Source organism: Alteromonas sp. CyTr2 (assembly GCF_947311905.1).
Taxonomy (GTDB): Bacteria; Pseudomonadota; Gammaproteobacteria; order Enterobacterales; family Alteromonadaceae; genus Alteromonas; species Alteromonas macleodii.
Map to the genome: position 1 here is coordinate 1 of NZ_CAMZMZ010000055.1, position 19889 is coordinate 19889.

The 19889-nt window shown below is 43.3% G+C and carries 25 protein-coding genes and 3 tRNA genes; 4 read left to right on the plus strand and 24 right to left on the minus strand.

Translation table 11 applies throughout. The annotated features are described in order from the left end of the window. The first annotated feature begins 318 nt into the window (after window positions 1-318). From uspE to QME20_RS18715, 3 genes are all read left to right on the plus strand, one after another. Entirely contained in the window at window positions 319-1242 is a 924-nt protein-coding gene (gene uspE, locus QME20_RS18705) for a universal stress protein UspE (protein WP_281716421.1), read from the plus strand. Between the two features lie 148 nt (window positions 1243-1390). Beyond that, entirely contained in the window at window positions 1391-2344 is a 954-nt protein-coding gene (gene ttcA / locus QME20_RS18710) for a tRNA 2-thiocytidine(32) synthetase TtcA (RefSeq protein WP_014949598.1), read from the plus strand. Then, window positions 2345-3367 carry a patatin-like phospholipase family protein gene (locus QME20_RS18715; protein ID WP_281716422.1) on the plus strand — a complete coding sequence of 341 codons (1023 nt, stop codon included), beginning with the start codon at window positions 2345-2347 and terminating at the stop codon, window positions 3365-3367. A 14-nt stretch (window positions 3368-3381) separates the two neighbouring features. Here the strand turns inward: QME20_RS18715 and QME20_RS18720 are convergent, their stop codons facing one another. From QME20_RS18720 to QME20_RS18785, 14 genes are all read right to left on the minus strand, one after another. Further along, window positions 3382-4029, minus strand: a complete 648-nt coding sequence (locus QME20_RS18720) for a DUF2987 domain-containing protein (RefSeq protein WP_014976627.1) — start codon at window positions 4027-4029, stop codon at window positions 3382-3384. Then, on the minus strand, window positions 4026-4817 hold the full coding sequence (locus QME20_RS18725; RefSeq protein WP_281716423.1) for a glucosaminidase domain-containing protein: 792 nt from the start codon (window positions 4815-4817) through the stop codon (window positions 4026-4028). Before QME20_RS18725 ends, QME20_RS18720 begins: the two co-directional genes overlap by 4 nt. Beyond that, a complete protein-coding gene (locus QME20_RS18730) occupies window positions 4810-5541 on the minus strand; it encodes a stress protein (protein WP_281716424.1) in 732 nt (243 codons plus the stop codon). Before QME20_RS18730 ends, QME20_RS18725 begins: the two co-directional genes overlap by 8 nt. An 82-nt stretch (window positions 5542-5623) precedes the next feature. Next, window positions 5624-6250 (minus strand): LysE family transporter, encoded by a 627-nt coding sequence (locus QME20_RS18735; protein WP_281716425.1) that lies wholly within the window; start codon window positions 6248-6250, stop codon window positions 5624-5626. A 12-nt stretch (window positions 6251-6262) separates the two neighbouring features. After that, window positions 6263-6988 (minus strand): Sir2 family NAD+-dependent deacetylase, encoded by a 726-nt coding sequence (gene cobB / locus QME20_RS18740; protein WP_281716426.1) that lies wholly within the window; start codon window positions 6986-6988, stop codon window positions 6263-6265. Between the two features lie 82 nt (window positions 6989-7070). Beyond that, a complete protein-coding gene (locus QME20_RS18745; RefSeq protein ID WP_281716427.1) occupies window positions 7071-7901 on the minus strand; it encodes a sulfurtransferase in 831 nt (276 codons plus the stop codon). A 122-nt stretch (window positions 7902-8023) separates the two neighbouring features. Beyond that, window positions 8024-8521: a thiol peroxidase gene (gene tpx, locus QME20_RS18750; RefSeq protein WP_014949606.1), complete on the minus strand. Its 498-nt coding sequence runs from the start codon at window positions 8519-8521 to the stop codon at window positions 8024-8026. 74 nt (window positions 8522-8595) lie between these two features. Beyond that, the gene (locus QME20_RS18755) at window positions 8596-9288 is read right to left on the minus strand and encodes a DTW domain-containing protein (RefSeq protein WP_014976631.1); all 693 of its coding nucleotides are present in this window, start codon (window positions 9286-9288) and stop codon (window positions 8596-8598) included. 251 nt (window positions 9289-9539) lie between these two features. Then, a complete protein-coding gene (locus QME20_RS18760) occupies window positions 9540-10019 on the minus strand; it encodes a terminase small subunit (protein WP_281716428.1) in 480 nt (159 codons plus the stop codon). A 119-nt stretch (window positions 10020-10138) separates the two neighbouring features. After that, window positions 10139-12103, minus strand: a complete 1965-nt coding sequence (locus QME20_RS18765; RefSeq protein WP_281716429.1) for a hypothetical protein — start codon at window positions 12101-12103, stop codon at window positions 10139-10141. 111 nt (window positions 12104-12214) lie between these two features. Further along, on the minus strand, window positions 12215-13294 hold the full coding sequence (locus QME20_RS18770; RefSeq protein ID WP_281716430.1) for a Clp protease: 1080 nt from the start codon (window positions 13292-13294) through the stop codon (window positions 12215-12217). Window position 13295: 1 nt separating this feature from the next. Continuing rightward, window positions 13296-13601, minus strand: coding sequence for a hypothetical protein (locus QME20_RS18775; protein WP_281716431.1), 306 nt, complete (start codon window positions 13599-13601; stop codon window positions 13296-13298). A gap of 1124 nt (window positions 13602-14725) precedes the next feature. Then, complete coding sequence (locus QME20_RS18780; RefSeq protein WP_281716432.1) at window positions 14726-15004, minus strand: hypothetical protein; 279 nt, start codon at window positions 15002-15004, stop codon at window positions 14726-14728. Window positions 15005-15072: 68 nt separating this feature from the next. Continuing rightward, window positions 15073-15381, minus strand: coding sequence for a hypothetical protein (locus tag QME20_RS18785; RefSeq protein ID WP_281716433.1), 309 nt, complete (start codon window positions 15379-15381; stop codon window positions 15073-15075). Window positions 15382-15460: 79 nt separating this feature from the next. Here QME20_RS18785 and QME20_RS18790 point away from each other — a divergent pair, with 79 nt between their 5' ends. After that, a complete protein-coding gene (locus QME20_RS18790; RefSeq protein ID WP_281716434.1) occupies window positions 15461-15625 on the plus strand; it encodes a YlcI/YnfO family protein in 165 nt (54 codons plus the stop codon). Window positions 15626-15888: 263 nt separating this feature from the next. Here QME20_RS18790 and QME20_RS18795 read toward each other — a convergent pair whose 3' ends face one another. The 10 genes from QME20_RS18795 to QME20_RS18840 all read right to left on the minus strand — a co-directional run bounded on the left by QME20_RS18795 (window position 15889) and on the right by QME20_RS18840 (window position 19889). After that, complete coding sequence (locus tag QME20_RS18795) at window positions 15889-16293, minus strand: hypothetical protein (RefSeq protein WP_281716435.1); 405 nt, start codon at window positions 16291-16293, stop codon at window positions 15889-15891. Window positions 16294-16360: 67 nt separating this feature from the next. After that, window positions 16361-16816, minus strand: a complete 456-nt coding sequence (locus tag QME20_RS18800; protein ID WP_281716436.1) for a hypothetical protein — start codon at window positions 16814-16816, stop codon at window positions 16361-16363. 10 nt (window positions 16817-16826) lie between these two features. Beyond that, a complete protein-coding gene (locus tag QME20_RS18805; protein WP_281716437.1) occupies window positions 16827-17054 on the minus strand; it encodes a hypothetical protein in 228 nt (75 codons plus the stop codon). Beyond that, window positions 17051-17257, minus strand: coding sequence for a helix-turn-helix domain-containing protein (locus tag QME20_RS18810; RefSeq protein ID WP_281716438.1), 207 nt, complete (start codon window positions 17255-17257; stop codon window positions 17051-17053). Before QME20_RS18810 ends, QME20_RS18805 begins: the two co-directional genes overlap by 4 nt. Window positions 17258-17267: 10 nt before the next feature. Then, window positions 17268-17543 carry an AlpA family phage regulatory protein gene (locus QME20_RS18815; protein ID WP_281716439.1) on the minus strand — a complete coding sequence of 92 codons (276 nt, stop codon included), beginning with the start codon at window positions 17541-17543 and terminating at the stop codon, window positions 17268-17270. A gap of 78 nt (window positions 17544-17621) precedes the next feature. Beyond that, window positions 17622-18194 (minus strand): hypothetical protein, encoded by a 573-nt coding sequence (locus tag QME20_RS18820; protein ID WP_281716440.1) that lies wholly within the window; start codon window positions 18192-18194, stop codon window positions 17622-17624. Then, on the minus strand, window positions 18187-19386 hold the full coding sequence (locus QME20_RS18825; RefSeq protein ID WP_281716441.1) for an integrase domain-containing protein: 1200 nt from the start codon (window positions 19384-19386) through the stop codon (window positions 18187-18189). The genes QME20_RS18820 and QME20_RS18825 overlap by 8 nt, the downstream gene beginning before the upstream one ends. Window positions 19387-19552: 166 nt before the next feature. After that, window positions 19553-19639: transfer RNA gene (locus QME20_RS18830), tRNA-Leu, on the minus strand. A 59-nt stretch (window positions 19640-19698) separates the two neighbouring features. After that, window positions 19699-19772: transfer RNA gene (locus QME20_RS18835), tRNA-Cys, on the minus strand. A 41-nt stretch (window positions 19773-19813) separates the two neighbouring features. Beyond that, window positions 19814-19889 (minus strand) — tRNA-Gly (locus QME20_RS18840).

A 19889-nucleotide genomic window follows, 5' to 3' on the forward strand; every position in this document is an offset into this window, starting at 1 on the left:
ACATTAAAAAAATCCGATACCAGAGACTGATATCGGATTTTGAAGCCTTAAAAAGATCGGTCAACCGATCATGAAAATATTCTTAACTGATCGGCATTACGCACTAAGCGCGCTTTTTTGTGACCTCTGGTAGCCACATATCTAACCTTTCAGCGCCACGCCGGTTGCTCCATATTCAATTCGGTAGGTTCACTCATGGTCGCCTCGTAAAATTCTTGATCTAAAACAACTTACGTTTTTCCCAATGTCGTTTATAGTTAGTATTAGAAAGCTTCGATTTCGACAGCCGCTACTAAGTTTCGTAGTTAGGAGGACGTTATGATTGAGTGTAAACGAATTCTGGCCGTGGTAGATGCCGAGCGCGATAACCAACCTGCACTAAGCCGTGCTTATGAACTCGCTTCAAAAACAGGCGCTTCAGTTACCGCCATGATGGTGGTATACGACTTATCTTATGATATGACGACCATGCTTAGCCCGGATGAGCGCGAGTCAATGCGCGATGCAGTTACAAAGGAGCATGCAAAATGGCTTGCCACCCACTTAAGAGAACAAGGATTCACTGAAACTGATATCGTTGTTGAATGGAATAATCGTGCGTATGAGTCGATTATTTACTACACCCTAAACAATCAGATAGATTTAGTGGTAAAGGCAACCAAAAAGCACGACGATCTTGCTTCTGTTATTTTCACCCCCACCGACTGGCATTTAATGCGTAAATGCCCTCGGCCAGTATTGCTCGTTAAAGAGCACGACTGGCCAGAAGGAGGAGAGATTATTGCTGCAGTAAACGTAGGCAGTGAAGACGATGAGCACGCCGCACTTAACGATAAGCTCACCCTCATTGCTAACGACTACGCCTCTTTATTGAACGGGAGCGTAAATTTGGTCAACAGTTACCCTTCTACACCACTTAATATCGCCATAGAAGTGCCTGAGTTCGACCCCGATACCTATCACGACGCGGTAAAAAATCATCATTTAAAGGAAATGCGTAGTCACGCGTTAAAGTACGGTATTCCTGAAAACAAATGCGTAGTAAGAGAAGGCCTTCCGGAAAAGGTCATCCCGCAAGTGGCAAAAACACTGGATGCAGAGCTGGTTGTTATTGGTACCGTTGGCCGTGTGGGCATTTCAGCGGCCCTAATTGGTAACACTGCAGAACACGTGATCGACGAACTCAATTGCGATGTGCTTGCTATTAAGCCAGATGGATTTGTGTCGCCGTTGTCGGTGTAATCTTTTCATCAGTACCGCATAGCCCGTGTTTGCCGTTACTTAGCGGCCAACACGGTATGTCACCAACAAATTTAACTTCACAAGCATGGTCTCGAAAAGCCGCTTTAATGTATAATGGTGGCTTTATCACAAACCAAGCTAGTTAATTATGAGTTTAGGCACAAACAGTGCTGACGCGTCGCCATTAAATGCTGCGCAAAGTAAGCAAAAGTACAACTTCAACAAACTTCAGAAACGACTTCGCCGCAATGTGGGTAAAGCCATTGGCGATTTCGGTATGATTGAAAACAACGACAAAGTAATGGTGTGTTTATCTGGCGGTAAAGACAGCTACACCATGCTAGATATTTTATTGTTTTTAAAGAAGATTGCGCCTATTCATTTTGATATCGTTGCGGTTAATCTTGACCAAAAGCAGCCTGGTTTCCCAGAACATATCTTGCCTGAATATCTAGAAAGCATTGGCGTTGACTACAAAATTGTAGAAGAAGACACCTACTCTATTGTTAAAGACAAAATTCCAGAGGGAAAGACGACTTGCTCTCTCTGTTCTCGCTTGCGCCGTGGTATTCTGTACCGCACGGCAAAAGAGTTAGGTGCGACTAAAATTGCATTAGGTCATCACCGCGACGACATGCTAGAAACGTTTTTCCTCAATATGTTTCATGGTGGCAAGCTTAAGTCTATGCCGCCAAAGCTAGTCAGCGACAACGGTGAACACATCGTTATTCGTCCATTGGCGTACTGCACAGAAAAAGACATCGAGAAATATTCTCAGGCCGCTGAATTTCCGATTATTCCGTGTAACCTTTGTGGCTCACAAGAAAACCTACAGCGCCAAAACATAAAGGCTATGCTTCAAGACTGGAACCGTCGCTTCCCAGGTCGTATAGAGTCGATGTTCCGTGCGCTTCAAAACGTAGCGCCTTCACACTTAATCGACAGCAACCTTTATGATTTTAAAGCTATAGCTACACAAGAAGGCCCGGTAGAAGACGGTGATATCGGGTTCGATGAACCTTCTTTCACTACAGAAAATAGTACGGACTTCAGTGATGAAGATAATACTATTGAAGTAATAAACATTATGGAACCTAAGTAAATGAAAATCGGACTTGCGCTAGGTGCCGGTGCCGCAAGGGGCTGGACTCACATTGGCATAATTGAAGCATTAGAAAAACTCGGCGTAAAAATTGACGTTGTAGCGGGATGTTCTATTGGTGCTTATGTTGGTGCTGCCTACGCAAGTGGCAAGCTGGAAGGATTGAAAGAGTGGGCCTGTTCCCTTAGCGACTGGCAGGTACTTGCTCTTATGGGTGTAGGACTTAGACGCGGCGGCATTGCCAGCGGACAGAAGGTTTTCGACAAGCTAGCAAGCGAGTTTTGTGAATCGACTTATGAAGACATGCTTAAGCCGTTTGCGGCTGTGGCTACCGACCTTTATACCGGCCGTGAAGTAGTGTTTAACTCTGGTCCTATCGGAGACACCATTCAAGCATCCTGCGCTATTCCCGCACTTTTTGCGCCCGTAGCACATGGTGATCGTTGGTTGGTAGACGGTGCCGTTGTAAACCCTGTACCGGTGAACTTATGTCGCCAATTAGGGGCCGATTTTGTAATCGCGGTTAACCTTAACGCCGATTTTCGACCACTTCGTCTTGAAAAGTTGAGACAAGATCATGAAGAAAACCAGCGCAAAACCGAGGACTTTTTTACAAAGAGTCAAAACGTACTACGCCAATGGTTCTCTCCTGACAACAAAGAAGAAAAAGCCCTAGACAAAAAAGACGAAAAAGACAGCGTCTCGGCTGGCAATGTAAAGACAGAAGAAGGCATTGCTTCTGATGTGATTGAAAAAGTGGAAGAAGAGTTGACCGAAGTCCCCGCTAAAGTGAACAAGCGAAACCCGCCGGGAATTATGAGCGTGATGAGCAGTTCACTTGAGATACTTCAAGCTCGCGTCACACGCTCACGTTTGGCTGGCGATCCGCCTGACATTCTTATTGAGCCTCAGCTTACCGACGTGGGTATTATGGAATTCCACAGAGCCGAAGAGCTATGCGCGAAGGGCGAAGAGACCATCGCGCGTTTAGCAGAGCAAATAAGGTATCAGCTTCTTACCTAATCCCAAATATGCATTTAGCTTGAAGCCATAGCGGTAACACGTAGCGGCGCATGAGGCAGTGTTAAGCCTTTTGCGTCGTTGATCCAATCTTGTTCTAGATGCAATACGCCGTTATTGATTTGCACACCTTGTGGTGTAATGAAATCTAAATTCTTGTCATCAAACTGAATCATCAAGCCCTTTACCGAGGGCATCATGAAAGACAAGAAGCTTCCCATTTCATTAAAGAAAGCTTCGTACTGACCATACAAAAACGTAAGGTCGTCTTTTGTGTAATACTGCTTAAGATATTCCGGCTTGGTTTCAAGTTGTACCGACATATCACACACGTTCGCGCGTTCGTTTAAATCGATGCGAACCAGTGCGTTGGCAAGTTTCAGGGCCTTCTCAGTAGGCACCGTGAATCGCCCTTCACCACTCACTTCTAAGGGCATTGTTTTCTTGTCGGTTACGATAGACGCTCCGTTAACTTCACATAAACGCCCTTCGCCAACACGAACAAACCCGAATGCAAACTGAAGTGCTTGGGTATCTTCATTATCCAGCTTTTTAACATGGCTATAGAAACGGCTGTACTCAACATCTATCGTTTCAGCAGCAACGGAAGAACTGCCTACACCAATAAACAGAGATGAAGCAAAAAATAAAGCAGCGCGTATCATTCGGATAAAAACTCCTCGTTAAATAGGATCATAGTTTGAAGCTCTTCAACATAAGCGGCTCCTCGCTCAGAATAGTTCATTAGCCCTTCAGCTAACGCAACACCAGTAATAGGAATTTGGTTTGCACGCAGTCGACTGCGGATCTCTCTTAAATCCGCATACGCGTCGTGGCGGTTTAAATTTCGCATGTAGGTGTACGTTGCACGAGACAAACTGTCGAATTTGGCAACTTCATGAGATGCCCCATCGTTTCGACGGTTAGGAACAAAACCACACCCCTTAGAGAAACACCATAAGCCGAAGAAGTTATAGCCCTTTCTTGCGAACCGGCTGGTGCCCCAAGCTGACTCATTCGCGGCTTGCACGAGCACGAGTTCGGCTGGTAGAACATCAATCTTTTGTAGTAAAGCTAGCAATTTTGACTTTAGCGGCTGCGTTGGCTTAACTCGATATTCCTCTTCTAACCATTCAAGCCTTGCCATATCTTCTTCAGAGAGCGTCTCGTTAGCTAACGCCTTTCTATATAAGGTTTGTACGTAATGTCTTAGCGTGAGTAGATACGCATTCTGCTTCTCTATTTCGGGACGTAAATAGTTAAAAAATGCCTCTTTCTTCTCTTTTACATCTGTATAGGCAGAGAAGTTAGGCACCGGCTTTTTAGCTTTAACCGTTTGCGGTATATCTAATATATCCGGTTCGTCCTCAGTAAAAATTATGGCGTTAATGACGATTACCGCCAATACGCCTAACGTAATGAGGACAATTTTAAAGGTTTCACGCTTATGCATCGAAGCTAGACTCATTCACATCGTTTTCAGATGCTTCCGTGCTTACTCCCTGCTCGCCAATCAGTTCCTGATAGAGCAAGCCCATCATACTAAAATAAAAAGGTAATACCCAAATAAGTGAAAAGCCCAGCGTTAATGGCACCGACACAAACAGTAAAAAGAACACACCAAATATGCTGGCGATTTGAGCCCAGTATGCATTAAATACGCGACACGACAGGATGATCGCACTAATTGGCGTTAACTTTCTGTCAGCAACCAACATAAGTGAAAAGGACGAGGCTAAATAAAAATAAACGCCGGGTATAATAAGCAACATCATACCTAGTTGAACAAGAATACTGCTTACTAGCTGAGTTAGCGCCAGCAAAAATATCAAGGGAAAAAACTGGAATACGGTAAATACTGAAGTTTTAGTGCCGCGGGCAACAAAAACGCCCATCATATACAACCCCGTCAACAGCGGGGCAACGATGCAGATTGCAACAATTTCTATGATAGACTGATGCTCGAATACATAGGTCCCATCGTCATTTATTGTGATGTACTGCTGAGCAAATACACCTAACACGACAAACGTCAAAAATAGAACAACACTTCCCTGCAGCAATGATGAAAAGTTTGCCTTTGTTAAACCGGCAGCGCGGCGCAATAGACCTTTGGTATCAAATTGATACTGTTTAGACAACGTATTGTTCAGGCGGTCTTGGTTTACGTCTTTCACACAACTCTCTTATCTTTTTGAAAAATCGGCGGGATTATACCAATTCACAAAAACAAATGCCTGTTTGTAAGGTAAACAAACGTTAACCTAGTACTAATTTCGCAGCTAAACCGACGAGTAGCACCCCCATCGCACGGTCTAACCAATACCCTTTTTTACCAATAAGCTCAGCTACTTTACTGGTGCTCAAAAGGTATGAAAGAAAACAGAACCACAGTCCAGTAGCTATAGCTAAATAGATACCGTAGCCAAGTTTCACTGTAAATGGAGTATCAATACTAATAATTGCAGTAAACAATGAGAGGAAAAATAGCGTTGCTTTTGGGTTTAGTCCATTTGTGAGAAAGCCCATCCAAACTGCGCGCTTTGCAGATATGTGGGATGTTTTCTTTTCAGCGTAAACTGCCTGGTCCTGCTTTACAGGCCCGCTTCTAAGCGCACCAAACGCAAGGTACAGTAAATAAGCTGCGGCGGCATAGCTAAATGTGGTGAATAACCATGGAGTAGTTGCAATAACCACACTAAGCCCCACTAACGAGTAAGCCACATGCAGTAATATAGCTAAGCCAATCCCTATACTGGTGTACATGGCGATACGTCTGCCATAGGCCACGCTGTTTCGAACAACCACCGCGAAATCTGGCCCTGGGCTAGCAACAGCCACAAGGTGTACCAACGCAATGGTAAGAAACTCATTCATATACTGCATGTTATGCGCCTCCTACAGCGCGTACTTTGACATTAATTGATCAACCCATTGTGGGACGATGTGAGAAGCAGGGCCTGTTAGCGATTCATCGAACAATGCATTAGTTACGCCCGGTTCCAAATTTGCCTCTATGGTGTGTGCGCCACTTTCTTTAGCGATCTGAACAAAACCCGCGGCAGGATAGACATTACCTGATGTGCCAATAGCAATAAACACATCAGCCTTTGAAAGCGCATCGTAAATCTCTTTCATGTACATGGGCATTTCACCAAACCACACGATATCCGGTCGTAAGGTTACTCTGTTGCAACACGGGCATTTAGTGGTGTGATCAAAACTATCACTCCAGTCAAAAGTCTGCTGGCTTATAGCGCAGCGCGCAGATAGCAGCTTGCCATGCATATGGTAAACAGACTGGCTTCCACCGCGCTCATGCAAGTCATCCACATTTTGAGTAACCAACATCAGGTTGCTACCGAACGCTTTCTCAAGTTTGGCCAGCGCCTCATGCGCTGCATTAGGATTCACGTCGTCTTGCTGTAACTGCGCACGTCGAGCGTTGTAAAAGCGATAAACTAAGCTAGGGTTTTGTTCAAAAGCCTCTGGGGTGGCCACCTCTTCTACGCGATGATTTTCCCAAAGGCCGTCACTATCCCGAAATGTCTTTAATCCAGATTCAGCGGAAATACCCGCACCGGTAAGAATAACAATATTGGGTAGAGATTGATCAGATGGCATCAGGTTGTTCTTACTCTGTAGTTATAGCGCTAATTATACGATTAGCATGTTGTATATTTACTTAGTTAAAAGCCGCGACTCTTTACATATCTTTGACCACAGGATATTGAGTATCAGCGCCCCACTCTGACCAAGAGCCATCGTATACTGAAACCTGAGTAGCGCCGCACAATAATGCCGCCACACCAATTATGCAGGCGGTAACGCCAGAACCACACGTACAAATAATAGGTTTGCGTAAATCGATATTAGCGCGGTCAAAAATAGCCTTAAGATGATCAACTGGCAAAAAATGCCCGCTTTTGAGTAAGGTGTCAAAAGGAATATTCAACGCTCCAGGCATATGACCTGAACGTACTCCTTCACGAGGCTCTGACACTTCTCCTTTGAATCGCGGCGCGCTACGCGCATCAACAAGTTGTGCTTCAGTATTTATTGCCTGAAGAACTGCACCGGAATTTGCGAACCAACCAGGCCTAGGTGTAGCTTGATAGGTTAATTTTCCGTATTGTTGTTGTTCTGAAACCGGCAGCGCTGCTTTTTCCCATGCAGGCTGTCCGCCATTTAATATATAAACATCTTGGTGGCCCAACGCTTTTAACATCCACCACACTCTTGGCGCAGAATATATTCCACGGGTATCGTATACCGTAATAGGTGTATTCGCTGTTATACCCTGATTACCAAGATAAATTGCAAGGTCATTTGCAGAAGGCATACTGTGAGGGAGACCTGTAGTGTGATCGCTACCTTCACTATCTAAGTCAAAGTCGACTGACGCAGGTAAAACCATTGCCGTGCGCGTATCTGGTGTTTTTGAAACGGGGTCGTCCATTAACGCTCGTACAAGCGTTACCGGCTTTTGTTGCATTACATTGGCTAATTCACCAACTGAGAGCAATACCGATGCCATTACATTCTCCTAAAAGGCACCCACATCAGTGAGTGCCCTGTAATACCCCGATAAAACAAATCGGTACGTATTCAAACACATTACATAGTTAGCTAACCAACTAACCTATGTTGCGGATCTACTTAGCTAAGAGCTGCGATAGCCGCGTCGTAATTCGGCTCTTCTGTTGTTTCTGCAACTTGCTCTGTGTAAACCACTTTGCCTTCGGCATCGATAACCACTACTGAACGAGACAGCAGCCCAGTAAGCGGCGCTGATTCAAAGGTAACACCATAGTCATCACCAAAGCTTGAGCGGAAAGTCGAGCCTGTAAGTACATTTTCAATACCTTCAGCACCACAGAAGCGACCCGCTGCAAACGGAAGATCTGCCGATACACAGATAACTGTAGTGTTATCCAATTTTGCCGCTTCTTCGTTGAATTTACGGACAGACATTGCACATGTTCCCGTGTCGATAGAAGGGAAAATGTTTAATACCACATTTTTTCCTGCAAGCTCAGACAGTGTTACTTCACCCAAATCTGCTTTCACTAATGTAAAGTCTGGTGCAGATGTGCCTACTTCAGGAAGCTGACCCTTTGTCGTAACTGTATTGCCTTGAAAAGTAACTGATGCCATTCGCTTTCTCCGTGTTTTGTTAATATGAAATAGTGGATGTAAAACAATACTTTCGCAAATAAAAGTGACGCTTTTTAAATGTTACTTTTAACCTGCGACTCTGCAAACGCAAGCTTATGCTGCAAATGCGGCTTACCTTTTAAATATTCCCGTCTAAACACACTGAAATAATGCGCTAAGGTTTGCGCCCCTTGCTTCTGTTCTGCAAGGTCTAAAACGCTAATACCAACTTCAGCAGTACAGTGTTGGAAATCATGGGTAGATTCGCGTAGTAAATAATCTGACGCTACGTCCATACTCACGCCCAACACAGGAAAGTCATGCAAGTAAGGGCTCTTCACGAACATTTTTTTTGCTTCACGCCACGTTCCATCCAAGAAAATAAATAGTAACGTTTTCCCAGTATTCAATGGTGGCGTATCAATACAACGTTCAGCTGCAGCATATTCGTGTGGAAATACCACGATAGGAAAATATTTTTCGTTGCGAAGTAACGCCAATAGCGCCTCTTCTGGCTCGGTGCGCTTCCACAAAAATGCGTGGTTATCTTTAACCACGTCCGCAATTAAACGACCGGTATTAGTAGGCTTATAATATTCGCCTTTGTACATCAAGAACAAAACCGCCACATCAGTGCCAGCCTCAGGCTTAAATTCACAAATACAGTTTTGCGTTGGAAGCAGACATGCGTCGCAGCGAACTACTTTACTCCCACGAGCGTGAAATGGACGTTCAGCACGAGATAACTCGTCTAAACGAAGTGACATAACAGAATTCAAGATAGTACGTCTTTGCCAAAATTTATACGGATTTTACCATAGTAATTTGTGATAAAAGAGCACAATTGTCTTATCAATTTTTTGATTTAAAGTTTGGAAAATTGGGAGTAGATAAATGGTGCCCGGGGCCAGAATGGAATAAGAACCCTAAATTATTGATTAATAACAATATATAAAACAGGTAAAAACAATGATGTTACTACCTGTGTTACTAAAAAGGCCCCATGGCTATGTATCTTTTATAAGTCTTGATCAGCGCCCATATTCGACAAATCGGTTAATGCTTCTCTCTGCTCTTCTTCGATAATGTCTCTTATCTCCTGTTCACTTGTAAGTTGGGTTAAAAGAGGAGCGCATCTACGGGGAACTAGAAGCAATCTGGCTTTTGTATCTAATACCAGGTTTACTAACATTTTTTCAATTTCTTCTCTGGGTATCAAATCGCCGCGTTTCTTACCAGCTTCAAGTTCAACAAGCGTTGTCTCTGCTGCAAGTTTTCTGCGCTTTAACTCGTCATCGCTAACACTCGATAAGTCACCAGTCGCGTTTATTATCGCTTGCTCTTTTTCCCATTCAAAAACAGCTGCGGTATCAAACGTCCACTCTCTACCGCGACCACCTCTTTGTTCAAAAGGCATTCCCTTACTTACTTTACTTGTGATCGTAGGTAGTGAAACCCCTAAGATCTCCGCCAGCTCTGCTCTATTTACTTGTGCCATAATTTAAAAGAAAACAAAAAATCGAATTTGGAAATGCTCGCACAAGGCAAATTCTGCGCTGCTGCGAACCCGTAAGCCATAAACTCAAAAGGACCCAATTTTTTTAGGTCCTTACTGTCTTAAGCTGGCCTGTTTTGATGCCGCCTTAATGCTCTTACTATCTTTTTCGGACTGCGCTCTATTGCTTTAACTATCTGATCATCTGTCAAGTTGGCGCCATTCACTACATATGAAATTTGTGGAGCAACTGCGGCGCCCTGGTCTCTTGTTAAGTCGATAACCTTTTCACGCGGGTGAAGCATGGCCAACTTACCGCCCTTACCGTCCATACCGCCTATACGCGCCCCTGAGCCTGTGTAACCACCACCGTCATACGACGCTACTGCTGAGGCAGCAGCAAGCCCTTGTATCGCGTAAGCCATAGGTTGTGTCACCGATAGAGCTGCGCTCATTGCCCCAGGAGCCATACCAGGCCCAACTATCGGAATTGCTGCCGTACTTTGGAAAGCATTTAAACCTGCCATTAGCGATGCTGCCTGCGCGTTAGCTGCTATCCCTGATGCGCCAGCTACGGCTGTACTTTTACCCACGGTCATTTGAACAATCTTGTAGGCCAGCCACTGAGCTGCCATTTGCCCTAATGCGTTCACAACCCCTCTAGCCATTCCTTGCATAACGCCTTTAAAGGCATCACCAAGACTTTGACTATCAAATACAACTGACTCAATAGCGCTCCCCATTCGATTAGAAAAGCTCTCTACTGTGAATGCTGCTAACTGGTCAAAGTTAACTAAAGCCCCTTGCGTGGCTTCCAGCCATTGCTCCCAAAACGACTGGCTAGTTTCAGTTAAGTTTTCGTAAGCAGTAAACCCGCGTTCCTCGAAGTTATCCCAGAACATGCCGGCGTTTTCTGCCATTGTTTCGTCAAAAGTGAAAGCGTTAGCATTAATTTCGTCAATGAGTGATAGGCTATTTAAAAACGAACTTTCTACCTCTTTGGTGGCCGCTTCTACTTCTTTTGTTACTTCTTTAATCGGTGAAGTATCGATATTTGTCACGGCGCCTTCAAGGTTGAACATATCGCCCAACCCTTCAAAAATATTGTTAGTTGAACCAAAATCGGGATTATCCAATTCACTTAGCTGATCAACTATCTGATTAATATCAGCGTATAGCGCTTTTGCCTTACCTTTAAAACTTGCTGATTGCTGGTCAAATTCGTCTTGCGAGAAACCCGATACGAACACAGCAAATGGATTGTATTGGGCAAGCGTTGTTGATGCGGCAGCTAATTCAAACATCCCAGCGGCCATTCCTTTGAATGCTTTTTCGCCTCTGAGTAAATGTTCGTTCAAACCACCCTCTAACACTTCTAACAAATCCGCTAAGGGCTCTGCGAAGTTGGCGGCTATCTTGTTACCAACACTTGTAGCGGTAACCTCAATTCGCTTGAACTCATTAGCAAGTTCAGCCATTTTTTCAACCTCTGCTTGGCTCATGGCCAAGTTAAGGTTGTTGAACTGATCAGAATATTCTTTTATAGCAGCGCCGTTATTTTGCAGCGCTGGAAGTAACAGCGTTGCATCGTTGGCTATCGCTTCCATATAGAACACTTGCTCTTTGGCTGATACGTTCGCATCATCCATTGCCTTTTTAACGGCTATTAGAACATCAGTGCTAGATAAATCTTTAAGAGCGTCAGCGGTCAATCCAACCTGTGGAGCCACTTGTTCAAAAAAGTCTTTAAACGGGCCTGCACCGGTAGCGATAAAATCACCAAGCTTGTCTTGAACATCTTTTGAAATGTCAGCGAACTTTTCTTGTTCGATATTAAACATTTCAAACGCATAGCTTAACGATTGAAATTCTTCTACGTTCAATCCAGCAAGCCGCGCTTGGGCTTCTAATTCCTTGGCGTTTTTAGCGGATGACACCATAAACGCACCAAAAGCCGCCGTTACTCCCGCAACTGCAGCTGCGGTACCTGCTGCGTGTTTTGTTACTGTGCCTAGTTTTGAGTTTATCGAAGAAAAGGCCTGCGCGGTTTTATCTTGCGCTGATATTACAAATTCATATTTGGACATATGACTTCTCTTTAAAGGGGGGGCTAAGTCAAAGAAGACGTTCGGTCAAAAGGTAAAAACCAAACATAGGCACCGTGAAAACCTACTTTTATAGACCTAGCCCCCATAAACTTACATAACTCTAACGAGACCTCGATAATCAACTGGGGCAACATCAATATCCCATTGGTGCTTTACTTCTAGCCCGTCAGTTCGGCTGATTTCCTTTGTCATTACAGAAGGTGCTTTAGAGCCGCGTAATTTAAACAGACAAATGCTGCTCTGCTCCTTTCCTGCAGATAGGAACCACCCGCCAAAATCAACAAGGCGAGGCTCCACGATTACAGAAAGCTTTTGCTCATCCAACAGCGCTTTGTTGTATTCACCTACGACCTTGGCCGCTTCAATAGACTGTGCCGGCGATGTAATCACAAAGCGAGGTTGAATTACTGCAAATTGTGTTTTCGAATCACCAGGCAATGTTGGGAAATAATTTTTTTGCCCGTACATTAAGTTGAGGGCCTGCGATAAATCAGCAGAAAAATCACTAGTTTTAGTAACAACATTATTGTGATCAGCGTGGAATAACTCTTTTTCATCAAAAGCAATCGGGTTACTGGTCAATATTGAGTACGCTTTAGTTCCTATTAAGCGCTCGTATGCTTGAGCAATTGTTTTGACCAAAGCGTCAAACGCGCCCTTCGTACCGTTCAATAGCGTTTGGCGTGTAACTGCCGTGATATCGCCATACGTGGATAATTGAGCATTTGCTATCTCTCCAAAGAGGTTATTGAACCGTCTGTACTCTTGGTTTTCTCGGACCTTTTGTGGCTCTGGCAATAAAGCCGCGCTAATTATGTTTGTTGGATGAAAGTTATCAAGTTCATCCTCTCTAACCCAGTTCGCCCACGTACCAGGTACGCCACCCCATTTTTCGAGTAACACACTAGAGGCTACATCTCGGAAAAGTTCGGGGAAGTCCACAAAGTTTAGAAACGTTGTCATTATTTCGCTTCGGGCCTGCTCGCTTGTCATTCTCTCGCGGCGTGGATCCGTTCTGTCAATTTTTGACTCAATATTGTGAAGATGGTCTATGCTAAACTCTCGCAATGTAGCGCGCGCTATGTCATAAATATCCTCGGTAGAATCACCACGAATTATGCGCTTTACTTGTGCTACGGCATTAGATCGAACGGCTAATTGATTACTCATTCTACTCTCCCCAAAATACGCCAATCTTCGCCAACGCCTTTTCTTTTGTTGCAGTGATTTCAAGACTGTATTGCTCACCCTTTAATAGCTCTATCGATGAAACTTGGCGCGCTCCATGGTCTACGCTATATGTATCAAACAATCCCGCCAGGCTAACCCTTGAACCGTTAGAGTTGAGAAAAAGGCAAACGCTGCTAATGTCTGAAGGGCTCTCTTGAATAAAAGTCGCCTTGTTTGACTCAGCCGTGAATTTTACTTCTAAGCTTTCCGTTACTTGCTTTTTTACAAGCTGTTTAATCTTACTCATTTGCTAGTACCTACCATCTAATTTAATGCTTTGCTCTTCGAGCATCTTTTCAAAAAGGTCAGAGGCTTTGTTTAGCAATTGACCAGCCCCGACATAAATAAACCTATTGCCACCGTGATGAAGCGCGTCTCCGTATGTGTCAAAAATTCCGCAATCTGGCCCTTTGCCGCCGTTCTGAATTGCGACAGTAGCGTCTGGTGAAAAAAAGCCGTCCGTAGCGACGCCTAAAGTGAAATTCTTTAATAACCGAAGGTATGTTTTTCTATCGTTGCCCCTATGATGTGAAAGCAACACACAGTGAACAGCCGCAAGAAACGTGTACTTGTAACGAGTTAAGCTAACTTTTACGCAACCAAGCTCCTTAAGAGGTACATGGCCCCGTAAACACCAGTTGTTAAACGTGGTATTGCTAACGCCGCATATCTCTAAAAACTGTTTTTTATCTAGTACCGGTTCCGTTAACTTCATAACTAAGTGAATGTAATTAATATATTCACCATATTAACCGCTGTACGAATAAACAGTTATAGGCTGCTTTGTGGGTGGGTTGTGAAAAGACTAAATTTCTTTAGCATTTGATTGGTCACGCGATTGGTCATGATTGCCCTGTAGGACAACTAGAACGCGCTTTGTGGTTGGTCGCTCGATTGGTCACCAGTCGAATACGACTAAAAACTAGTCAAATTCAACTGATTAGTTAACTATAGTTAACTAATTGGTGTGAGTAAAATCGAAAGAAGTGCAATTTGGGTATGGTTTGGGGTGTGGTTCTGCCTTTTTGCAAAGCCTTTAAAGCTGGGCTGTTTGGTGTGATCTGGGGTGTGGTTTTGGTTACTGCCTGGCTAGATAGATAATCCTTATTTAAGGACTGTATAGTCCTAATATCGGGATTTTCGATAGTTAAGGGTATTCCTCAATGGAATACCCGACTTTTGCCTCATACTACTGTAAATAAGTTATTTTTTACCCGTTCTACTTTTTTCTATTGGCGGTATACTGGCGTATTTGTGTATTCCCTTTTAGAATACCCACAGGTTCTAATAACTTGCTGTAATCACTGTTTATTTCGGGATTTTCTGAATTTTTCACGCCAGACATATGACTGGTCACAAGCCAAACTCTTGTTACTCAACGGCTTTTAATTTTGCGCTGCCTGGCACTTGTTGATAACTAACCCACAAGTCTTTTTCCCTCTGCTCGTTCAGAAAATCGTCCTCGGCTTCTACCGCTTCATCAATTAGGTCAGATGCGGCCCAAAGAAGGTTTCCAGTTAATGCGTCATTTAATTTACAACCTTCACTTTCTAACGTTCGCATAGCCTGCAGGATTGCAGACGCCTTTTTCATGTTCGCGCTTACTTTATCTTCTAGGTCTAGGGCTTTGTTGATCATTGATGTTGTCATGGGGTTGTTCCTCGTTCGTTTGTTTTCGTTGAAACAGTCAGTATCGTTTTAAAAACCGTATAAGGATTTTAATTCTCGTTTAAAAGTTCGGTTTTCGTCGCTATGTTCGAATCGATTTGTAGGGCGAGGTGTTGATAATCGTTGATTAGTTGAATCGCCGCTGTTGCTTCTCGCGCTATTTCGCCAGGCGAGAACACTTCATTTATTCGATCACCTGCGCTATCAGCAAAAGCTAGCTGTGTTAGCAGTGTAATTGCATCGTGAAAAGCTCGGCCATAATACTTGGCTATTGGCTCAACCTTATGTAACGGTTGTGTGTCTCTTATCCTTACGGCATTGTCACAAATCATTTGGATATTATCTTGGATGTAGCTCATGGTATTTCTCCGTTGTTAGGGACAACTCGTTAATGTATATTGGTACGTACCAATTAAACATAGCAGGTGGTACGTACCAGTGCAAGATAAAAATAAAAAAAGTTTTGAACGTTTAGGCTCAACAAGAAAGCAAATTCGTTTTGAAGATGAGCTTCTATCCAAGATTGATGAAGACAGGGCCAAAACTAACCAGGCTTTCTCTGAGTGGGTAAAGGATGCGTGCGAACGTAAATTAAAATCTTAATTTTCGGCCTCGCGGTGTTTTACCCTTAAATTCCTTCATATTTTTTCAATAAATAGTGAGTCAAAATAACTGTATGTATGGCTTACTATTAAGGAGTACAGAAACTGTACACTGGGTGGTATTTTCTGTTTTTCGTAACTTATTGATTTTTATGATTTACAAAAATTAGCCAGTGTACGGAATCTGTACCGCTAATCTGAGCCAGTGTACAGAATCTGTACCGCTAATGATGTTTGCTGTACAGATTTTGATACCTGGCTTTTTTAAGCGCACCGCTTTTTATCTATGTCGTCAATAAAAGTTCGAAGTGCTTTATTTGTCGGTTTTAAGTCCATCTCGAAGCCCCTTATTTCATCAACGCTTTCATAAGTTAGTGCGTAATAATTTGGTGTGCGGCCGTTCTTGCCTAAGCCAGAGCCTTTGCTCAACTCTATGAACCCACCAGCTTGTAGTTCTCTCAATGCTGCGCTTAAGGTTGATTTTGATTTAAACCCCTTATCACACAACTGTGAATGAACAGCGCACAACTTACCGTTATTGTTTCCTTTGTACTGATATGCAAACCAAAGCAATAGGCGAACCGAATTAGCACTTAGAGCGTGAAAAGACGGATGTTCCATTACTCTGTTAGGAATACCAGCAAAAGGCCTTGTTTTGCTTTTTGCCATAACCTCCCCCAGCACAGTTACCCATATAAGGGTAAATAATTACCCTAAAACGGGGTAACCCCAATGGTTACGCCGCTTTACTGTCTGGTTTGTGCCAGGCTTCGAAATTGACTTTAGGCAGGCCGCGGTTCGACCGATAAGCGTTTAAAAGCTTAAGGGCCATCACTCGGTCTTCATCAGTTGCCAACCAATATCGGCTAAATGGCTTCTGGTTAAAGTAAGCCACCGTGTTAAAGTCAGGCTGAGAAACAAAGCTAATTCCTTTCTCATGCTTAAGAGAACTTATCGTGGTGTGTAAACACGACTCTCGATAGCTAGTAAATGCCTCGGGCTGTGTAATTCCTCGTGGTCCGTTGTGAAGAATCGAGAAAAGAGACATTTCAATGTTGCAAGGGGGCCGTTTTTCAGTAGTATTGGAATTGTAAAGTCGTCTATTTTCCTCATTACTGGAATTGGCAGAGTTATCATTGGTTGAAGTCTTAATTAAGCTGTCCTTGGTGGCAGCTTTTTTTTGTCTTTTCATTTTGGGATTCTCACGCGTCAAACTTTCGAACTGGGCGCTGATGCTTTAACACTTCAGCCATATTTATTCGTAACAACCTGTTTAAATCTTCTTCGGTAGCGCTACTGGCATAAAGCATCATTGTTCCGAAAAAATGATTAAGTTCTATTTCTTGCCCGGCTTTGTGCTTATTAGCCATATCAATTACTTGCTTAAGCGCTTCGGCTTTTAAAATTGGTTTTGGTAGTTTGCTAATCATGCCGCCCCCTCAACTTTCATACCTTCAATCCACTCCTTGATCTCAGACATCTTGTAGCGAACTCTATGCCCTAGTTTATAGTAAGGCGGCGGGTTATTGCCGAGAAGCACCCCTGTACTTCTAGACTTGCGCACGTTGTGTTCGTGTATCCCCAAGTAGCGCGCAAACTCTTTGCTAGTGATTAGTTCATTGGTTAAGTTCATGGTGCTCACCCTAAGCAGCAATTGTCTCGAGTAATCGATTAGCCCGTTCTTTTCTTTGTACAACAAGCTTCTTAACGAGCGCTTTGAGTTCGCTTTCTGGCATGCCAATAGACCGCGCTGATAAAACCGCATCAACCTCATCTTTGATATAGCCGGTTGCCTTTTTGCCAATTTGAATTGGTGGGGTAAAGGTGCCAGCTTTAACCTGGCGCCATAGAGTTGTAGGTGATTGGCGTGTTATTTCCAAAACTTCGCTTTGTTTAAGAATTGAAATAGAAGGTTGCATTTTAAATTACCTTGTTTCTGTTAAGTTCAAGGTAATTCTCTTAATTTCAGATGCGAATGTAACGGACACAAAAATAGATTATTTGTCCGTTTTATTTTTCCACCGACGATAACCTTTGAGAAAAGACTCAAAATCATCAGGCTTATCAACATTTTCTAGATTTTCATCTAGCCATTTGTAATAAATTTCAGCCAGTTGTGACTGAGTAGTAACTGGCTTTCTATCGATTAGCAAATCATCCCTTGCTTCGAGAAATAGGTCGAAAAGTTGATACTTTGCCTCTCTACGCTTTTTTAGAGCATAATTTCCACGACCGAAAAAAACCTCATCTAACGTAAGCTCCCCATTTTTTTGAAAATAAGTATTAAAGCAATTTGCTATCCAAATCATAATTTCAGGGGGCGGATAAAGACCAAAATTTATCATGTGTAAAAACTTTTCCAACGGTTCTGCATCACCAGACTCAAGCCTGTCTCGTTGGTAAACCTCATCATGTAGTCTAAATTTGTGTGATTCACTGGCTTTCTTATGTGCTTCAACTATTAATGGCCATATGCTTTCCATAGCCCCACTTAGATACGGCTCCCCTTCCTCGATAGCTTTTCTAGCTTTTTTAACTTCAGACCAGTTATTTAATTTAAAACTAGACATTTCTATTCCCCTCAATCTTATTGGACCACCATTCCATCATTGAACGCCTACGATCTAGGTATTGAGCGCGGTTGTAAGCGGCCCGTACTTCGTTCTCGTCTTTATGTGCAAGAGCTGCTTCAATAACATCATGTTCGAAGCCTTGTTCGTTTAACGTTGTACTGGCTAACGCCCTCATTCCGTGGGCAACCAATCGCCCACGAAAACCCATATCCCGTAACGCTTTATTTGCTGATTGCTTATTTGCTGGTTTTTTAGGGTCGATATGAGAAGGGAATATAAATTCTCTATGAAAGCTTATAGGCTTCATCAATTCCAATAATTCTAAAACTTGATTGGTAAGCGGAACCAAGTGAGGTCTATCCATTTTCATACGTTCTGCGGGTATGGCCCAAATAGATTGAGAAAAGTCTATTTCTGACCAACGGGCCTCTGCTGCTTCGCCAGGGCGAACCATTGTGTGTAATTGAAACTCAATTAAACAGCGTGTCGTTATTTTTGCTGATGAATACTTAAGGGCCTTCATTAACTCAGGTAGTTCATCTGGTGAGATTGTAGGCTGGTGTTTAACCTTGGTAGAGGGGATAAGCTCTTTTATGCCTATCAGTGGATTGTGGTGGATGATTCCAGCATTAACCGCGTAGGTCATTACGCTATTCATTCGCCTAGCAACTTTTCGCGCTATCTCGTGACTATTACGGCCAACTATAGCATTTATTACTTCTATAGCTTTGGGGGCAGTTAGCTGCTCAATTGGCACCTTTCCAACCAAAGGAAAAACATCATTAGTAAAAGAGCGTTTTATATTTTTAAGCGTACCTTCTGAAACTTTACTGGCGTGAACTTCAAACCACTGCTTCGAAACATTTTCAAAGGTTTGTTCAGCTGACAAAACAGCTTTTTGTTTTTCGCTGTCCTTATTCTCTTTAGGGTCTATATCTTTGGCCAGTAGCTTTCTAAACTGCTCACGCTGCTCTCTTGCCTCAGACAGAGAAACATCTGGGTAATTGCCGATCCCGATATTACTACGCTTACTGGTGTGCGGTTTATAATAGTTAAAAATCCAAAGTTTTGAGCCGTTTGGTTTTATACGTAAAGCTAAGCCTTTACCATCGGATAGGTTGTATTCCCTTTCTTTCGGCTTTGCTTGTTTTACTTGAGTTGCGTTGAGGCTGATTACATTCCGTGGCATATTTTAGTAACACCGTTTTAGTAACATTTCGTTGTTGTTACGTTTAGTGTTACTAAAAAAATGAAATGTTGCAAACGCCCATGAAATCACATGAAACGCAATACACTGTTAAATCAATGATTTTTAAGGGTTTTGAAAGCTCTTAGAATAATATGAAATATAGAAATGGTGCCCGGGGCCGGACTTGAACCGGCACGCTGTTACCAGCGAGGGATTTTAAATCCCTTGTGTCTACCAATTTCACCACCCGGGCTTCGGGTTGCTTTTCAGCAAAGGTGTCAGGCGTAGAACCTGATGCTGCGTTGCAGCGTTTGGAGGCGGAACCCGGAGTCGAACCGAGATAGACGGATTTGCAATCCGCTGCATAGCCATTCTGCCATTCCGCCAGATGCGTCTGGCGCGTGATTAAAACTCATCTCTAAGAGATTGGAGCGGGAAACGAGATTCGAACTCGCGACCCCGACCTTGGCAAGGTCGTGCTCTACCAACTGAGCTATTCCCGC

Excerpts from the sequence above, each read along its gene's own strand:
- uspE (WP_281716421.1), top strand. The coding sequence starts at position 319 with ATGATTGAGTGTAAACGAATTCTGGCCGTGGTAGATGCCGAGCGCGAT.
- ttcA (WP_014949598.1), top strand. The coding sequence starts at position 1,391 with ATGAGTTTAGGCACAAACAGTGCTGACGCGTCGCCATTAAATGCTGCG.
- QME20_RS18715 (WP_281716422.1), top strand. The coding sequence starts at position 2,345 with ATGAAAATCGGACTTGCGCTAGGTGCCGGTGCCGCAAGGGGCTGGACT.
- QME20_RS18720 (WP_014976627.1), bottom strand. The coding sequence starts at position 4,029 with ATGATACGCGCTGCTTTATTTTTTGCTTCATCTCTGTTTATTGGTGTA.
- QME20_RS18725 (WP_281716423.1), bottom strand. The coding sequence starts at position 4,817 with ATGCATAAGCGTGAAACCTTTAAAATTGTCCTCATTACGTTAGGCGTA.
- QME20_RS18735 (WP_281716425.1), bottom strand. The coding sequence starts at position 6,250 with ATGCAGTATATGAATGAGTTTCTTACCATTGCGTTGGTACACCTTGTG.
- cobB (WP_281716426.1), bottom strand. The coding sequence starts at position 6,988 with ATGCCATCTGATCAATCTCTACCCAATATTGTTATTCTTACCGGTGCG.
- QME20_RS18745 (WP_281716427.1), bottom strand. The coding sequence starts at position 7,901 with ATGGCATCGGTATTGCTCTCAGTTGGTGAATTAGCCAATGTAATGCAA.
- tpx (WP_014949606.1), bottom strand. The coding sequence starts at position 8,521 with ATGGCATCAGTTACTTTTCAAGGCAATACAGTTACGACAAAGGGTCAG.
- QME20_RS18755 (WP_014976631.1), bottom strand. The coding sequence starts at position 9,288 with ATGTCACTTCGTTTAGACGAGTTATCTCGTGCTGAACGTCCATTTCAC.
- QME20_RS18760 (WP_281716428.1), bottom strand. The coding sequence starts at position 10,019 with ATGGCACAAGTAAATAGAGCAGAGCTGGCGGAGATCTTAGGGGTTTCA.
- QME20_RS18765 (WP_281716429.1), bottom strand. The coding sequence starts at position 12,103 with ATGTCCAAATATGAATTTGTAATATCAGCGCAAGATAAAACCGCGCAG.
- QME20_RS18770 (WP_281716430.1), bottom strand. The coding sequence starts at position 13,294 with ATGAGTAATCAATTAGCCGTTCGATCTAATGCCGTAGCACAAGTAAAG.
- QME20_RS18775 (WP_281716431.1), bottom strand. The coding sequence starts at position 13,601 with ATGAGTAAGATTAAACAGCTTGTAAAAAAGCAAGTAACGGAAAGCTTA.
- QME20_RS18780 (WP_281716432.1), bottom strand. The coding sequence starts at position 15,004 with ATGACAACATCAATGATCAACAAAGCCCTAGACCTAGAAGATAAAGTA.
- QME20_RS18785 (WP_281716433.1), bottom strand. The coding sequence starts at position 15,381 with ATGAGCTACATCCAAGATAATATCCAAATGATTTGTGACAATGCCGTA.
- QME20_RS18795 (WP_281716435.1), bottom strand. The coding sequence starts at position 16,293 with ATGGCAAAAAGCAAAACAAGGCCTTTTGCTGGTATTCCTAACAGAGTA.
- QME20_RS18800 (WP_281716436.1), bottom strand. The coding sequence starts at position 16,816 with ATGAAAAGACAAAAAAAAGCTGCCACCAAGGACAGCTTAATTAAGACT.
- QME20_RS18805 (WP_281716437.1), bottom strand. The coding sequence starts at position 17,054 with ATGATTAGCAAACTACCAAAACCAATTTTAAAAGCCGAAGCGCTTAAG.
- QME20_RS18810 (WP_281716438.1), bottom strand. The coding sequence starts at position 17,257 with ATGAACTTAACCAATGAACTAATCACTAGCAAAGAGTTTGCGCGCTAC.
- QME20_RS18815 (WP_281716439.1), bottom strand. The coding sequence starts at position 17,543 with ATGCAACCTTCTATTTCAATTCTTAAACAAAGCGAAGTTTTGGAAATA.
- QME20_RS18820 (WP_281716440.1), bottom strand. The coding sequence starts at position 18,194 with ATGTCTAGTTTTAAATTAAATAACTGGTCTGAAGTTAAAAAAGCTAGA.
- QME20_RS18825 (WP_281716441.1), bottom strand. The coding sequence starts at position 19,386 with ATGCCACGGAATGTAATCAGCCTCAACGCAACTCAAGTAAAACAAGCA.